Genomic DNA, 14,987 nt, shown 5'->3' with positions numbered 1-14,987 from the left:
GCCTGTATTAGAATTGGAGATCTAAACTTTAATTATATGAAATAGACGGTTGATTATATAAGAATGATTACACTCTCAAGTCAACATCTGATAATTCTAAGCTCAGATGTATGGGAGCATGTCACCTTTGCAGATTGTTGTGAAACAGTAGAGGATACAAGTGTTGCCCAGAAGTCTTCATTGATGAACTCAGAAAAAGCAGCTCAACTCAAAATCCATCTCGATGCGATAGCTCAATTACTCTACGAGGAAAGCGATCCAGCAGACATGAAGACGCTAGAAGGGATTGAGATGACGGTGCGTCAGCAAATCCAGACCCATGTCAGTCCCGAACTCGGTCATTTTTTATCCGCACAGCTACTGGCACAGCAGCAGGCCGTAACCGAAAGCTGAAAAGCACCTTGGGTGTTCTAACCGTTACAACTCACCAGGCACAGCATCTCGCTGTTTCCTCCTATCGTCAAATCAGTCCTCATTTAGAGAATTGTTGTTTACGCATCAGTGCGAATGTCTCCTACGCTCAAGCCGCTCAAGATGTGGCTTATTTAACCGGGATTCAGATTGCAGCCAAAACTCAGCAACGATTAGTCCATCAACAACAGTTTCCTGAGCCCCAGGCCCACGAAGTTTTAACCGAAGTAAGTGTAGATGGTGGCAAAGTGCGCATCCGCACCCCTGCAGGACAACCTTGTCAGTGGAAAGACTATAAAACCCTGGCAACAGAGGTGGGACTCATCGCGGATTATCACAATAATGCCCGCCTCATTGGCTGGACTCACCAGCAACCGTTAGCCTCCCCAGTGACCTGCTTAGGGGATGGTCATGATGGCATTTGGAACATTGTTAGTCAGCTGAGCATACCTGAGCAACGACGAGAAATTCTGGACTGGTACCATCTGGTGGAAAATCTTCATAAGGTCGGTGGATCTCTCAAACGTCTGCACCAGGCGGAACAACTCTTATGGCAGGGGAAGGTTGATGAAACCTTGGCTCTGTTTGAGTCGTTGAAGAAAAAGCAGGCCCAAGTCTTTTGCAACTATGTTCGCAAACATCGGCATCGGATCGTCAATTATGACTATTACCAGAGTGAGCAAATTTGTTCCATTGGCTCTGGAGCTGTTGAATCTGCTATCAAACAGATTAGTCGCAGAGTCAAAATTTCAGGGGCGCAGTGGAATGAAAGCAATGTTCCGCAAGTGCTTGCACATCGGTGTGCTTATCTCAATGGTTTAATTGGCATGCAAAGGTGACATGCTCCCCAGGCTTTCAGCATCCACACTAATTTTCTAGAAATGGCTAAAACCCTCACTATAAAAGCTTCTTAGACATAATCTACTCGGTTATACTTACACCTCAAAAGCCTGGAATGTACCTTTTCGAGGGGACGTTCAAAAAACCCCATGTTCCGATGATTGGTTAATTGGAATGTAAAATCAATGAATCACAATTCCCTTATTTATTTGTAGTTCCCTGAATAAACTTCATCATAAAATATAGACTACGAATCTATTACGCTTCCCTGCTCGACTTTACGGAACCTACTGATCTAGTGAACTGGTTGCAGGAAAATCGAGCATAAGCAGCAAGTCGGCTTTTTGAGCCAAATGGGCCTCAAACAACGGAAGCTGCGATATGGGGCAATTTAGTATAAATGTACTGTGGCACTGAACCAATTTCTGTCGTTACAGCTTTTGCGAGCTGACTGGATTTTCAATAAGCAATATTTAATGAGAGTATCTGAAACCGTTACTATTCATGACTTTTAGGGTTAAGCTGCCCCAAAACGCAGCTTCGGTCGTTTGAGGCCTTGCAAGTACATTTAGAAAATCAAGATGAATAAAAAACTAATCAATCCCCCAGAATTGTTTGATGGTGCTCCATATGGTATGTCCCAAGCTACGATCGAGACTCAATCGGGACTTATTTTTCTCTCTGGTCAAGTAGATTGGAATCATCAATATGAAACGACAGAACAGTCTGTTGAAGGTCAGATGCGAAAGGCACTCGCTAATTTGACAATTGCCTTGGAAAACGCGGGGTCATCAATCGATAAATTATTGCGAGCTCGTATTTATATTCGAGGCGAATTTGGTGAATACTCAAACGAAATTATGCCTATTTTAGCTAATTTCTTTGGCGAATCACGTCCTGCCATAACATGCATTGGAGTTGCTTCTCTGGCTTCTCCAGAAACTCTTGTGGAAGTCGAAGCAATCGCTTTTTGTTAGTTCTTGACCTCAAACGACTGAAGCTGCGATATGGGGCAATTTAGTATAAATGCACTATAGTAATTAACCTGTTTTGGTCGTTACAGCGTTTGCAAACCGATAAGATTCTCAATAAGCAATATTTAATGGAATTTGCTAAAATCTCTGCTATTCATAGCTTATAGGTCTATTCTGCACCAAAATACAGCTTCGGTCGTTTGAGGTCTTAATCTATGCACCGTGAGGAATATGGATGCTATGCTTCTATCTACTTTCTAGCAGACACCATTTTCTGATCTATCTGCTGTGGTCAGGCATATAAACTCACAAAAACCTAAATTTTAAAGTCTGAAAAGTACTGCTAAATATAGTTCATAGCGATCCTGTGAGAAAAATTAGGCGTATGTCGGCATAACCCCACTTATGTCAGGCAGTCAGCTGTTACCCAGTTTTGTACCAGATCCAATCCCGTTACTTCGGTTATTAATCACCCTCTCGGCTACGATTATGTTGATAATCCAGGCAAACGTCATTAATAGATCTCGAGTAAGCCCACTTGGCTCTCCAACAGTCAATAACCACGGTATTGTAATAAATACTTGCGTTCCTGCTCCTTGACCTAGTGCATACGCACGGATCATCCAAGCTCGGTGTTGCACAAACCGCTGTTTTAGAACCGCTGCTAGTCCTAGTAAAATATATGCAATCATGGCGAATCCAACGATAATACGAACACAATAAAGTAGGACTCCCTGAAGCTCATCAGGGAAGGAGTAATAGTGAGTCATCCACAACCCCGAAAGGGCGGAAATCATACCTGCTAGAACCAATAGCCGACCTGCTAGCCGATGCCATTTTGGATACCTTCTTATAACACTGGGAAGAAACTGAAAGGCTCCAAGAATGCAATATGGAACAGCGGTCAAGATGTGGAATACAACTGGAATTGGTGCTAACTGTATTCTCGGATTTTCAGGTACTAATCCTGAACTGCTAAGCAGGTCCACCAGTCGAAATATTCCACCTACACAAGGGACAAAGCTAAGTAGAAGTAATCCGATCAAGATGATCCATTCTGATTTCTTTAGACTTATCATGGCTGATTCAATTTAATAATGAAAGAGGTGTTATACCAATTACCCAGCGAGATGACCTGTATAGATTTTCAAAAGTATTGCAAACGGGTCAATTCTTCCAATTGAGTAGTTCATGTATACAAGAAATTGGCATTAGACCAACGCCATAAGTTCATGCATACCAAATTATTAATAATGAAGCGGCAATTTCTATAACCAAGAAAAACATGCCGTCGAGATCGAATCGTGTTGAACTATTTGATCGTGTCGTCAAGATCGTATGAGAATACTTCATTAAGAGGCACACCAAATGCAAGCGCGATGCGAAATGCCAGTTCCAATGATGGCGAATATTTTCCTTTTTCTAACGCGTTAATAGTTTGTCTGGTAACCCCAACACGCTTTGCTAGTTCTTGTTGTGTTATTTCATTATGGAAAAAACGTAGTTTGCGGATATTGTTATTAATTCTGTAATCACTCATTATCAATTCTGTAATTACTCACTTTCTCATCCTTGCTGATAAAGTCGTAAACGCATGGCATCCCCTACAATTTGTGCAATGAGACCAAAAAGAATGAGTAAAGAAAACATGATAAGCGGTGATTGCCCAAGCACAAACGTCAACATAGCGATGAAGGTGCCTAGCGATGTAATTCTGTAAGTAATATGGGTACCTTTGTGGTCGATGCGCTGGTCTCGCTCATCAACAAGATCGTCGAATTCAAAATTAGGCTCGCCAGATTGTACTGCATTGGCTGTAGCAGAAATAGTATGCGTGACAATCATTGCTAAAACCGTCGCACAAACTGCAAGCACCGCTACCATAATCCATAGTTGGGTTACGCTTGACTCATTAAAATTGTTGCTTTGTACTAATTGAGCAGTTCGCAGCAAAAAGAAAAGCAGAATCAACGAGAAAGTCGTTAAGGACACAGTTATATTTTTTTGCTGAAATGTCGCCATGTACACCTCATACTTTGCACAAGCATATAAAGTATCTTTAGTGCATAGTAATATATTTTTTACTTTATGTCAAAAATATACGACGTATTGCTTTGAGATTGTATATCTCAATGAGTAGTCAGGGTAAAGGTATAGCAGTCGCCACTTCTTGCAAGACATGCAAATACTGAGAGTCAAGCTGTTGTAGCTAGCCCTCCTGTCATCGACAAAATGGCGACTGCCATAACAAACAACTGATTTCAATTTCCTTCTACAGCTGAACTGATAAATCATGCATAGTCTCTAAAAAGATTACGTCTGCTCTCAGCGAAAAAAATGGGGATCAGGTAGCATAATCTTGACTAATTTCGGCTTAGCATCATGTCGATTTACGTTGGTAACCTCTCCTATTACGTTACAGAGCAAGATCTAAATACCGCTTTTGCCGAATATGGAACCATCAAAAAGGTTAGCCTTCCTACTGACCGAGAAACAGGATGGAAGAGAGGATTTGGTTTTGTTGAAATGGGTGATGATACCGAAGAAGCTAAAGCCATAGAAGAACTTGAGGGGGCTGAATGGCTGGGCCGCACCCTGAAAGTAAACAAGGCAAAGCCTCGTGAGAATAGAGGTGGTGGTGGTAACTTTGGTGGTGGACGACGCTAGTAAAGCAGATCTAGCTTCATATTTTTATTCACTCACCTGAAAGCTATTTTTTAGAAGGGGGACTTGAGAATTTTTGAGTTGGAATAGTTGGTGGTGAGAACAAATACACTCCATTGCCAACTTCAGTAAATTGCCCATCTAACGATTGAACACTACCAGCTAAATAGTCAATAATCCTTTGAGCTGAATCACCTGCCAGATGCTTTGAGTTTACAAGGATAAGTTCACCAGCCTTCAGATGGGAAATAGCTGTATCAGCATCACTAAAAGATTTAGGATTTGAAAGGAAAATTTCTGTAAGAGAAGTTCCAGGAAATGGTGTCAAGTTATGCATGGATTGACAACCTAAAATGCACTCAAAGATACCATTATTATTTCATGCAAGACTGAAATTTTTCTATAATGAAGGAATAATTTACACCTCCCCTAAACTTTTCAGATCAGTTATAGGTTGCACTCTATAATTCCGGCTCTCTGGGAATTAGCGTGGTAGCCGCTAGATATAGTATTTAGGTCAAGGCAAAAGTCTGATACCCATTGAGGTCAAGCGAAATTCTTTGGAAGAGCCTTTCAATATCGAAAATACCGTAGCATCGTCTTTTTAGGACCTTAACTCGGTTGTTAAATCCTTCGACAAAGCCACTGGTCCATCCCTCCAGAAAATAGTTGGTCATCTCATCCATCCAATTGTTGACAGTGGTCAGGAAACTCTCAAAATCCTTGATGTCACTTTTGAGGACTCGTTTACACCAAGCCCGGATGGCACATTTAGCTCCGTTTTTGGTGTACCTACCCTCAAATATCTGTGTCAATTCCTCTCGGAGTTTGTAGGCCTGCTTCATCTCAGGAGAATAAGCAAACACTCGCTCAAGCAACTGTTGTTCTGACTCCTGGAGATTCTCAGGCCGTTTTCGAAAGGCCCACATCGCACCTTTGATACTGTCATAGTCTTGCTTAGGGAGTTCTTGGCGTAGACGTTTGACCTCCCGTTTACGAACCGTATCGGCGCAATTACGATAGGCTTTGGCCACATGAAAGCGGTCAATGACAATTTTGGATTGAGGGAGTTGTTCACGGACTGCATTGACAAATCCTTGATACATATCAGTACAAACCCGCTCAATGGTTTGGCGTAAATGAAGGGGAATCGATTGAAGAAATTTGCAACGGTCTGTTGTTTGCGGTCGGCCAGAACTGCCAATATGTCTACTCCGCCTGTGGTAGGAATCGTGATCAAAACTACAAAATCACGGTGGCCTCTTTTCAGCGAAATCTCGTCAATCCCGATAACCTTGAGGTCTAAATATTCGCTCCAGTCAACTTGACAGGCAATCCAGCGATCAATAATGCCACTGACGACACCTTCACTAACGCCTAGTTTTCTAGCAACATCTGAGACCGTTGAGTTGATCAGGATACGCAGAAGCCAATGCTCATAAGCTTTTGTATTGGGACTGCGAGGTTCATGCCATTCTAAGCGTTGAGTTGTTGTGGGATGGTCATCGCAATACCCGCATCGATAGCGCTTGGGCCGAATTTCTAAATACACTGGTACTTCGAACAATGGCAAGTGACGAATTCGAAGAGCCTGATCATGGCAATGAAGGTCAGTAATCTCATGTCCACATTTGTGGCAGGTTGTTCCTTGCAGAGTACTCTCAATTTTGATCAGCCAATCCCCTCGTTCCGTCTTCGATAGCTCTAGAACTTGAACATCGGGAAGGTTGAGGGGAATGCGAATTGAGTTATCCATGACACTCTCGTTCTGAAGTACCTCCTCAGATCATTCCATAGGAGATGACTAAGGAATAAACACTATATGTAGGGTGTCACCACGCTAATTACCGGAGAGCCATAATTCCTTTGCTGTCTACCATCACCCCCAAGCCCTACTCACCCGCTCCCGATCCAACCACACCCCGATCATCTCCTCAATCCGCTCAATGGTCTCCCCTGGCCGCAGACTCAAAACCTGAAACACATCGAACGTGTCCTCTAATTCCAAGGCACACTCGAAACAGAACTCAGGTGTTTCAAACGAAATTCTGATAAACGGTATACCGCTGCCCTCGATGGTGATCCAGTACTTCCCTGAACTGCTTCGAGAAACGGTCAGATACTCAAGCTGACCCTTTAGCTTGAGTATCTGAACCAAGTTCCTTTGACGCTTCTCAAGTGAGTGGAATTTGGACTCAAATTCTCTCGATATTCTGGGGGGCGAACTCTTCCTGGTGTTTGGCTGAGCTGAATACCCTCGCTGCATTCTCCGTGTGTCGGTGGGTTCGCTGCGGTCGTATGTGGGGGTGGGTTCAGTGGTGCAATCATTGTCTTTAGACTGTGGAGTTACCTTGCGCTCCACTGGCGAATCATCTTTCCGGTCGATGGTAGGGAATGATGCCTTATCTAGGTATGCGGGGGTTGCTTCGGTGTTTGTCGAGGGTTTCTCTGGGAGGTCGGCTGGTGGTTTGGGCTTCAGGGAGATGAGTTGGAGGTCGGAATATCCCGTCGTCATTCTGCCCATGTATATGCAGCATTACATCATGCTCAACCGTAATTTGTTCTATACCGGATCGACACTGGCAAAGAAGCTGGTAGTTCTTGTGGATCCCAAGAATGCGATCAGCATGGCCGTCAGGCAGATCAAAGATAGGCAACGATATACCTTGCTTGAGCGGCGCTTGGGTGGTGTTCCCAAAGCTGACGAATCACTAGCTTCCGCGATTTTTTAACGGGTCGTTAACACAGTCATCGATAATCTGGGTTGTTTAACTAGCTCATGAAATCCCCATATTGTTGCGTTATTTTGCAGAGATGATGGCTCTTTAAGATCGAGAGTGAAACTTTACTTTAGTATGGGCAGACTTTAGGTATAGAAAGCTTCTCAGTTATTTTTTAGCAGTAACCTCACACTCCAAATTTAGTGTGTCATGGTTGCCCTTTAATACACCATGTCATCTAGTGCCACTTCTCCTCGAGACTTCTCCTCTAGATCAACCTCCACCCTCTTTTTAAGGGGGATAGGCAATACTACCTTGACCACCATATTGACCTTGACCCTCCTGGGAAGTGCTGGTTTAGCAGGAGGACTGATGGGGGTAGCGATTAGTTATCGTGATCTGCCTGATGTGACTTCATTAACCCGCTTTTCACCCAACGAAACAACCTACATCTATGACATCAACGGCAAGTTGCTCACGGGCTTGCATGAGGAAGAAAATCGCCAGGTTGTCCCACTGGCTAAAATCTCTCCCCACTTGAAACTGTCCGTACTCGCCATCGAAGATAGCAACTTTTACCAACATGACGGCATTAATCCAGTCGGTATCCTGCGGGCAGCCATCACCAATTACCAGGCAGGTCAGACGGTACAAGGGGCATCAACCTTGAGTATGCAGCTGGCTAAAAATCTCTATCTGACCCCAGAAAGAGCCTTTAGTCGCAAGCTCGCAGAAGCAGTTCTAGCACTGAGAATCGAACAACTGCTCAGTAAAGATGAAATTTTAGAGTTGTACCTCAATCAAGTGTATTGGGGACATAATACCTATGGCATAGAAACAGCCGCCCAGAGTTATTTCAATAAATCTGCTGAAGATCTGACCCTAGCTGAATCCGCCATGATGGCTGGGATTATCAAAGCACCAGAAGGGTATAGTCCCTTTGTAGATTTAGACCTTGCTAAAGAACAACAGGACATCGTTCTGGGGCGTTTGGAGGAACTGAAATGGATTACATCTGCTGAGGCTGAAGCAGCTCGGACAGAGAAAATCATTTTAGGAGAAATTACCTCCTATCAACGGAGCCAAGCCCCTGATGTCACCAATACCGTCATTCAGGAATTGACTGAAAGATTTGGTCGAGAGGCACTCGTTAGAGGAGGATTCCGAGTTCAAACGACTCTTGATTGGAAGATGCAGGAAATTGCGGAGAAGACCGTTCGCAGGAATCATCAACACTATGCCTATGCTGCGGACCAGATGGCATTAGTCGCGGTCGATCCGAGAACGCACTTCATCAAGGCCATCGTTGGTGGAGTGGATAACAAAAAAAGTGAATTCAATCGGGCGACTCAGGCTTATCGACAACCCGGTTCTGCTTTCAAACCCTTTGTGTATTACACCGCCTTTGCGACGGGGAAGTACACCCCAGATTCAATGATTAACGACTCTCCCGTGAGCTTCAATGATGGTGGTATAGAGCGGTATAAACCTCAAAACTATGACCGCAGTTTTCAAGGCTCAATGTCCATTCGCCAAGCTCTCGCTCAATCGCGCAATGTGCCTGCTATTGTCATGGGTCAAAAAGTGGGCATTAAGAATGTGATAGATGTCAGTCGTAAATTAGGAATTACTAGCCCGATCCCCAATGTGATTTCACTCCCCTTAGGCGCTGTGGACTTAACTCCCGTAGAGATGGCTTCAGCCTATGCCACCTTTGCTAATAATGGCTGGCAGTCCAAAACAACAGCCATTCTCCAAGTCACAGATCCTGCAGGCAAAGTGTTGATTGATAATACCCCACAACCTAAGCTGGTGCTAAATCCTTGGGCTGCTGCCTCCGTTAATAGTACGTTGCAAACCGTTGTGCAAAGTGGAACGGGCGTTGCAGCGCAGATTGGTCGTCCAGCTGCAGGGAAGACGGGAACAACATCATCAGAACGAGATGTTTGGTTTGTGGGATATGTTCCTCAACTCTCAGTAGCAGTGTGGGCAGGCAATGACAACTACTCTCGGATGGGTTCTGGGGCAACCGGTGGAGGGTGGATGGCCCCTGTTTGGCGAGAGTTTATGAGTGAGGCATTAAAAGATACGCCTGTTCAAACCTTTGAGCCCCCTTCCAAGTTTCCCAAGCCGAAGGGCTAGTATTAAGTGAAAAAAGTCTAAACCCTCCAGAAATTCTCAAATTTAGCCCATTAATGATTAGATACAAGTGAAGTTAATTCTGGGAATGCTAATTCATAGCATTCTTAACTTTGCTGAAACTATCCTGATCACCGATAAACTATGGCCGCTGACAACAAATACTCCAAAGTACTCCTTGAGTTAAAGACCCACTACCAGGAGACAATCGCTGAACTTGAAGCTCAAACGAGTCAACTCAAGACTAAGATCACTTCCCTAGATACGTTGATTGAAGATCCTTTGTTAGGCTCAGACATCCTTTCAATCCTGCAAGGTGAAGCAGATTCACTAACCTCCGAAGCTCCAGAGTCAATAGTTGCTGACACTGTAGAGTCTAAAGCTGCAACTAAACCCAAGAATACTGCTCCAAAAGCTGCTTCAAAGAAAAAGTCTGCAACTCCTAAGAAGCCAGCTTCAACTGCAAAGACAAAGGGAACCGTAGAATCTAAAGCTGAAGCTACCCCAAAGAAAGTTGCCCCAAAAGCTTCTCCCTCATCCGGGAAGAGAAAATCTCCAACATCCAAAAGATCAGCCTCAGCTCCAAAAGATACTAAAAAGGTAGAGCCCAAAGCTGAAGCTAATGCCAAGAAATCTGCTCCAAAAGCTTCACGCTCGTCTTCACAGAAACAGTCTTCGGCCTCCAAGAAAGCTGCATCCCAGACAGAGGCTAAAAAGAAGAATCAGAAAAAACCGAGCCAGTCTTCATCTAGTCCTCTGAAGATGAACAAACCTTATGACCAGATGAACAAGACTAAAGCCATTGCTCAGATCCTGCAGGAGAATCCTGGTAAAGTCATGCATACCGATGACTTGAGCTTGATATTGTTTGGTAAGTTGACCCCAGAGCAACATCAAGCTGAGCGGGCAAGGATGAAAACCACTATGTATCGAGGTGTTGATCAGAATCGTTGGAACAAAGTACCTAAAAAGAAAATGTGCTATGTCTACGATCCCAGTACAAATGTTGGCCCTACGAACTCAGATACACCCAAAGGTTAGAAGTCCCAGAAGAAGACCTGAGAAGTACTAGAGTGCCATCACCTGACTCAAGCAGTAACCATCATTCTTGTGATCGAGAATGATGGTGGGGCGAGCAGGAAGACGCCTTTGCCAATCTCGGTAGACTCACCTGACAACGAAAAAGTACTTCCAGCCAAATAATCTATCAGCCCTTGAGCCAGCTTGGATTCCAAAGGTACAACATTCCACAATCCTTTGATGCTCCTCAATCGTGGAATCTCCACCACCAAACCAAAATTCTTTAACAATCACAATACAGTTCAGACCGTTTGATCAATTGCTGTAGTTCATCGCATTCCATCCCTTGAATAGCCAGTGCCAGACCTGTATGCACTAGTGCTATCCTTTGTCTTGCTTCAGGGCTCAGGTCTTCAGAAGCTTCTTCTGCACATTCCAAAATGTTTGCTGTCATGTTCAAGTTATCAAAGGTGACTGCTAATGCTTCGGCTAACAAACTTGTCAACATGGCTTATGTGCTTTGCTCCTGAGGTCTTCTATATCATCAGGCAAAGTATTCAGCAGTAAAACAGCGCAATTACTTATTTTTGGGAATAAGCTTACATTAATCTCTAGTGGTTTCCCCTGATAGCAATATTACGTAGTTATAGGCTAATCATAGAAGTGCAATGAGAACGCTGTTAGCTATAATCTCCCAAACACTCCCAACAACTTCCCCACAGCCCTCACCTTCGCCTGCTTCTTCGACCGCCCATCACCAACTCCCTTTAGTCCCATCACCAGGACCGAACAACGAAAGCCTTCCTGTTTCCAGTGCCGGGGCAGATGTTTGTTAAGGACTTCTGATAAGCCTATTTGCATCATCATATGGAGTAGGAGCACTACATCATCAATACGCTCAGTCGTAACGGTCAGTTGATCTGCCATGCCACAGTCCTAGCTTGATTGCTAGACGAGCTACGCTGAATATCTTTATGCGATTTGATCACGCGGACGTCAAGCTAATCAGTTTCAGCTAAAATCTCTTTAAGGATTATGGATATCTCTTGAGATTGTTGCTCTAATTGATTGACACAAATAGATTTAATCTTTTCATACTTATCCATATTTGATCTTAGTGACCATCTAGCTGCATTACCAATGCTAAATAAATGTGGCTCGTCCTCCGCATTAATGTACGGTAGAACAGACATCAGTCGAGTAACATATTTTTCTTCGCCTGTTGCGGCAAAAGCAGCCCACAACATATCCAATATACTTGGCGAAGAAATAGGAATTTCCTCTATTTTGGGAGGGACCTCGCGTAATAACAACGTTAATGACTCTTGAATTTCTTTATTTTTCTTTTTTAGAATGGCATCTAGATAGTTTTTTGCTTCTTTTGTATTTGACAACCAAAGTGCTTTTCCTATCGCTATCATCTCTTGATTAGATAGATCCTGTATTGAATTCAGCCAAATTGAAATTTTATCTGGTTGATCACGAAAGATAAACGACAAAAATGTAATGACAGTCTCTACTATAGAATCATTAGTGAAATATCCTTCTCTAATAAAAATTCCTATAGCTATCGGAGTCTTATTTGGTTGTGGATTCTCAAAGTAATGACTTATCCACTGTTCTAATTCTTCCGTTGTTAGAGTTGCCACATTACTTCTATATAAAGGTTCAGATTTTTAATCAAGAAATACCTTACTCTGTTCCTATAAGCTGTCATAGTGCTTTAAAACACCCTGAACATAGTCTTGGCAATTATTAGAAAATAAGCCATATTCACCAGGATTGCCCATCTTTGCTACAGCTTGTCGCATCTTTGCATCATCTAAGCCTTTACGGACTTTACTATATTCATCTTGACCGTGAGCTTGATCAGTTCCTAAGCCAGATTTACCCATGTGCCCATAATCTGAAGGATCACCACCATCTTCGAAAAAAATATGTTCATGGAATAGGCGCATATTGATAAGGTTGCCACTTTTCCTAACTACCCAAGGTTTACCTAAAAAACCAAGGCCTGATAGCTGTCTTCGCCCTGTCCACGCTCTTTGGATAGTAGGTTCATGCTGACGTTGGATTTGAGGCCCTTGATGTGTAGTTGCAGCACTATGAGATATCTGTAACTTCGCCTGTAGCCATTCTTGCTCTTCTTCTTTTGTTAGGTCTTCTTCTTTCTTTTCTTCTTCCCTTTGTATACCTTGATGCTTAAGTTCAGATATCCCATTATTGTGCAATATATTATTCTGCCTCATGAGTTGAACCCCATAACCATTTTGCTGCACTACATGGGTCAACTCATGAGCAATCAGCTCTTGTCCTCCTCGATTCCCTGGCTGATATGCCCCCTGACGAAAAAACAGATCCTGTCCCGTCGTAAATGCCCTCGCCTGAATCGATTGATTTAACTGATCTGACTGGGAATCCGTATGCACTCGCACCCCACTAAAATCTGTACCCATCGCCTGACCCATTGACCGTTGCAACCCTGCATCCAATGACTGTCCACTGCCTCTCGCACTATTGATTGCAGACTCTAAATCTGCTGATGCTTCTTCATCTGTCATTGCTTGACGACGCTGGATGGCAGCACGAAAACCTTTCGCTTGCATCTCCCCTACCAATTCGTTCTCTCGCTGCACTGATTGCCCTTGATTGAATTGAGAAAAAGAAGGGGCATTGATTTGCTGAACTACTTGAGATGCAACCCAGTCCGCCTCCTGCTCATACTTATCTCCTGGTTGTCCAAGGGTTAGCTTCCGTTGAATCCAAGGCTGTGCCATCTCTCCAGAAGGATCGGGAACCTTGTCCATCCAGGGTGTTCCAAATCGTGCCCATTTCTCCTGCTGTACTTTCCATTCAGCTAAACCCTCTTCATTTGATTTAGCTTGAATAGTGGGAGGTACTGATGCTGCTGGTTGAGGTAAGTCGGGTGATTTTGACTGTAGTATCGGTTGAGATGGAAATTTTTCTGGCTGAGAAGAATGTGTACGCTTCATTTACTGTCCCCCTATTGGCAATCGAATCACCTTCCTTCAATCCTAAACCCAAGGAAAAATTTCTTACGGTAGAAATCTAAATAGAAAATACTTACCTCACTTTAAAGATTGCCTACCCCCAAACCCTACTCACCCGTTCCCGATCCAACCACACCCCGATCATCTCCTCAATCCGCTCAATGGTCTCCCCTGGCCGCAGACTCAAAACCTGCAACACATCGAACGTGTCCTCTAATTCCAAGGCACACTCGAAACAGAACTCAGGTGTTTCAAACGAAATTCTGATAAACGGTATACCGCTGCCCTCGATGGTGATCCAGTACTTCCCTGAACTGCTTCGGGAAACCGTCAGATACTCAAGTTGACCCTTTTGCTTGGTCTGCTGAACTAGATTCTTTTGACGCTTCTCCAGTGCATGGAATTTGGACTCAAATGCTCTCGATATTCTGGGGGGTCGGACTCTTCCTGGTGTTTGTCGAGCTGAATACCCTCGTTGCGTTCTCCATGTGTCGGTGGGTTCGCTGCGGTCGTATTTGGGGGTGGGTTCAGTGATGCGATCATCATCTTCAGGCTGTAGAGTTACCTTGCGCTTCACTGGCGAATCATCTTTCCGGCCGATGGTTGGGAATGATGCCTTGTCTGGGTATACCGGGGTTGCTTCGGTGTTTTTCGAGGGTGTCACTGGGGATTCAGCTGGTGGTGCTGGGGGATGGGGCCAAGTGGATCCGCAACTGGTTTGAAGCATTGCCAATCGACAATAAAGCCATGATTCTGTGCTGGTATCACCTGGCCAAGCGGTGTAAACAAGAACTCGGTTCTGCGTGTCACGATAAAGCCCATCGCTTGTCGATTCAAGGGAAGTTACTAACCCAGTTGTGGGCTGGAAAAATCCAAGAAGCTGTCGATAGTTTGTCTGCTCTACGGGGGCAAATGCGCAATGAGGATGCATTGGATACCTTGATCAATTATTTGGAGAATAGACGACCTTACTTACCCAACTACAGTAAGCGCTCCAGAGCCGGGTTATGGATTGCCAGTAATCGAGTCGAGAAGTTTAATGATTGGAGTGTCGCTGCCCGATGCAAACATAAAGGTATGAAGTGGACCGCTCAAGGGGTGGCTGCCTTAGCTTCTTTGGAGGCTCTGAGTCGAAATGGAGAGCTTGAGGTCTGGAGAAAGACCAGAACCCTGAGAGTGTTTAGATTTTTGTGTAAGCCGTAACGTAT

General features: G+C 44.0%; 17 protein-coding genes and 2 pseudogenes. 7 read left to right on the top strand and 12 right to left on the bottom strand.

The features are described 5' to 3' along the window. Positions 1-183: 183 nt before the first annotated feature. Both I1H34_RS31705 and I1H34_RS31700 read left to right on the top strand, forming a co-directional pair. A protein-coding gene (locus I1H34_RS31705) for an ISKra4 family transposase (protein WP_212667257.1) occupies positions 184-1,250 on the top strand; the annotation gives its coding sequence in 2 pieces (ribosomal slippage) (positions 184-340 and positions 340-1,250; 1,068 coding nt in all). A 582-nt stretch (positions 1,251-1,832) separates the two neighbouring features. Then, positions 1,833-2,228: a RidA family protein gene (locus tag I1H34_RS31700; protein WP_212667256.1), complete on the top strand. Its 396-nt coding sequence runs from the start codon at positions 1,833-1,835 to the stop codon at positions 2,226-2,228. A gap of 413 nt (positions 2,229-2,641) precedes the next feature. Here the strand turns inward: I1H34_RS31700 and I1H34_RS33220 are convergent, their stop codons facing one another. The 3 genes from I1H34_RS33220 to I1H34_RS31685 all read right to left on the bottom strand — a co-directional run bounded on the left by I1H34_RS33220 (position 2,642) and on the right by I1H34_RS31685 (position 4,247). Then, a complete protein-coding gene (locus tag I1H34_RS33220) occupies positions 2,642-3,304 on the bottom strand; it encodes a DUF2306 domain-containing protein (protein ID WP_212667255.1) in 663 nt (220 codons plus the stop codon). A 233-nt stretch (positions 3,305-3,537) separates the two neighbouring features. After that, a complete protein-coding gene (locus I1H34_RS31690; protein ID WP_212667254.1) occupies positions 3,538-3,765 on the bottom strand; it encodes a helix-turn-helix transcriptional regulator in 228 nt (75 codons plus the stop codon). A 26-nt stretch (positions 3,766-3,791) separates the two neighbouring features. After that, positions 3,792-4,247 carry a hypothetical protein gene (locus I1H34_RS31685; RefSeq protein WP_212667253.1) on the bottom strand — a complete coding sequence of 152 codons (456 nt, stop codon included), beginning with the start codon at positions 4,245-4,247 and terminating at the stop codon, positions 3,792-3,794. A gap of 360 nt (positions 4,248-4,607) precedes the next feature. Between I1H34_RS31685 and I1H34_RS31680 the strand changes: the two genes are divergently transcribed. Next, positions 4,608-4,892, top strand: coding sequence for an RNA recognition motif domain-containing protein (locus tag I1H34_RS31680; protein ID WP_212667252.1), 285 nt, complete (start codon positions 4,608-4,610; stop codon positions 4,890-4,892). Between the two features lie 43 nt (positions 4,893-4,935). On the opposite strand, the gene I1H34_RS31675 is transcribed toward I1H34_RS31680, so the two are convergent. The 3 genes and pseudogenes from I1H34_RS31675 to I1H34_RS31665 all read right to left on the bottom strand — a co-directional run bounded on the left by I1H34_RS31675 (position 4,936) and on the right by I1H34_RS31665 (position 7,404). Next, complete coding sequence (locus tag I1H34_RS31675; protein ID WP_212667251.1) at positions 4,936-5,226, bottom strand: cell division protein SepF; 291 nt, start codon at positions 5,224-5,226, stop codon at positions 4,936-4,938. A 175-nt stretch (positions 5,227-5,401) separates the two neighbouring features. Beyond that, positions 5,402-6,645, bottom strand: a pseudogene (locus I1H34_RS31670) (ISL3 family transposase). Between the two features lie 123 nt (positions 6,646-6,768). Beyond that, positions 6,769-7,404 (bottom strand): hypothetical protein, encoded by a 636-nt coding sequence (locus I1H34_RS31665; protein WP_249370354.1) that lies wholly within the window; start codon positions 7,402-7,404, stop codon positions 6,769-6,771. On the opposite strand from I1H34_RS31665, the pseudogene I1H34_RS31660 reads away from it, so the two are divergent. The 3 genes and pseudogenes from I1H34_RS31660 to I1H34_RS31650 all read left to right on the top strand — a co-directional run. Beyond that, a pseudogene (locus I1H34_RS31660) lies at positions 7,385-7,621 on the top strand (ATP-binding domain-containing protein); the annotation flags it as partial. The gene I1H34_RS31665 and the pseudogene I1H34_RS31660 sit on opposite strands and share 20 nt — an antisense overlap. Before the next feature lie 219 nt (positions 7,622-7,840). Beyond that, positions 7,841-9,751, top strand: coding sequence for a transglycosylase domain-containing protein (locus I1H34_RS31655; protein WP_212667250.1), 1,911 nt, complete (start codon positions 7,841-7,843; stop codon positions 9,749-9,751). 141 nt (positions 9,752-9,892) lie between these two features. After that, entirely contained in the window at positions 9,893-10,789 is an 897-nt protein-coding gene (locus I1H34_RS31650) for a hypothetical protein (protein ID WP_212667249.1), read from the top strand. Positions 10,790-10,836: 47 nt separating this feature from the next. Here the strand turns inward: I1H34_RS31650 and I1H34_RS31645 are convergent, their stop codons facing one another. The 6 genes from I1H34_RS31645 to I1H34_RS31620 form a co-directional block, all read right to left on the bottom strand. Continuing rightward, the gene (locus I1H34_RS31645; protein ID WP_315874924.1) at positions 10,837-11,034 is read right to left on the bottom strand and encodes a cell division protein SepF; all 198 of its coding nucleotides are present in this window, start codon (positions 11,032-11,034) and stop codon (positions 10,837-10,839) included. Between the two features lie 17 nt (positions 11,035-11,051). Then, positions 11,052-11,276, bottom strand: coding sequence for a hypothetical protein (locus tag I1H34_RS32655; RefSeq protein WP_249370353.1), 225 nt, complete (start codon positions 11,274-11,276; stop codon positions 11,052-11,054). 176 nt (positions 11,277-11,452) lie between these two features. After that, positions 11,453-11,695, bottom strand: a complete 243-nt coding sequence (locus I1H34_RS32650; RefSeq protein WP_249370352.1) for a double-stranded RNA binding motif domain-containing protein — start codon at positions 11,693-11,695, stop codon at positions 11,453-11,455. Positions 11,696-11,769: 74 nt separating this feature from the next. Next, complete coding sequence (locus I1H34_RS31630; protein WP_212667247.1) at positions 11,770-12,417, bottom strand: hypothetical protein; 648 nt, start codon at positions 12,415-12,417, stop codon at positions 11,770-11,772. 54 nt (positions 12,418-12,471) lie between these two features. Then, a complete protein-coding gene (locus I1H34_RS32645; RefSeq protein ID WP_249370351.1) occupies positions 12,472-13,761 on the bottom strand; it encodes an eCIS core domain-containing protein in 1,290 nt (429 codons plus the stop codon). Between the two features lie 112 nt (positions 13,762-13,873). Next, entirely contained in the window at positions 13,874-14,443 is a 570-nt protein-coding gene (locus tag I1H34_RS31620) for a hypothetical protein (RefSeq protein ID WP_249370350.1), read from the bottom strand. Between I1H34_RS31620 and I1H34_RS31615 the strand changes: the two genes are divergently transcribed. Beyond that, positions 14,437-14,982, top strand: a complete 546-nt coding sequence (locus I1H34_RS31615) for a UPF0236 family transposase-like protein (protein ID WP_249370349.1) — start codon at positions 14,437-14,439, stop codon at positions 14,980-14,982. The two genes, I1H34_RS31620 and I1H34_RS31615, sit on opposite strands and share 7 nt — an antisense overlap. Positions 14,983-14,987: the final 5 nt, after the last annotated feature.

This window comes from Acaryochloris marina S15 (assembly GCF_018336915.1).
GTDB lineage: Bacteria > Cyanobacteriota > Cyanobacteriia > Thermosynechococcales > Thermosynechococcaceae > Acaryochloris > Acaryochloris marina_A.
This window is presented reverse-complemented; position numbering and strand designations above follow the sequence as displayed.

Excerpts from the sequence above, each read along its gene's own strand:
- I1H34_RS33220 (WP_212667255.1), bottom strand. The coding sequence starts at position 3,304 with ATGATAAGTCTAAAGAAATCAGAATGGATCATCTTGATCGGATTACTT.
- I1H34_RS32655 (WP_249370353.1), bottom strand. The coding sequence starts at position 11,276 with ATGTTGACAAGTTTGTTAGCCGAAGCATTAGCAGTCACCTTTGATAAC.
- I1H34_RS32645 (WP_249370351.1), bottom strand. The coding sequence starts at position 13,761 with ATGAAGCGTACACATTCTTCTCAGCCAGAAAAATTTCCATCTCAACCG.
- I1H34_RS31665 (WP_249370354.1), bottom strand. The coding sequence starts at position 7,404 with ATGACGACGGGATATTCCGACCTCCAACTCATCTCCCTGAAGCCCAAA.
- I1H34_RS31680 (WP_212667252.1), top strand. The coding sequence starts at position 4,608 with ATGTCGATTTACGTTGGTAACCTCTCCTATTACGTTACAGAGCAAGAT.
- I1H34_RS31655 (WP_212667250.1), top strand. The coding sequence starts at position 7,841 with ATGTCATCTAGTGCCACTTCTCCTCGAGACTTCTCCTCTAGATCAACC.
- I1H34_RS31700 (WP_212667256.1), top strand. The coding sequence starts at position 1,833 with ATGAATAAAAAACTAATCAATCCCCCAGAATTGTTTGATGGTGCTCCA.
- I1H34_RS31650 (WP_212667249.1), top strand. The coding sequence starts at position 9,893 with ATGGCCGCTGACAACAAATACTCCAAAGTACTCCTTGAGTTAAAGACC.
- I1H34_RS32650 (WP_249370352.1), bottom strand. The coding sequence starts at position 11,695 with ATGGCAGATCAACTGACCGTTACGACTGAGCGTATTGATGATGTAGTG.
- I1H34_RS31690 (WP_212667254.1), bottom strand. The coding sequence starts at position 3,765 with ATGAGTGATTACAGAATTAATAACAATATCCGCAAACTACGTTTTTTC.
- I1H34_RS31675 (WP_212667251.1), bottom strand. The coding sequence starts at position 5,226 with ATGCATAACTTGACACCATTTCCTGGAACTTCTCTTACAGAAATTTTC.
- I1H34_RS31685 (WP_212667253.1), bottom strand. The coding sequence starts at position 4,247 with ATGGCGACATTTCAGCAAAAAAATATAACTGTGTCCTTAACGACTTTC.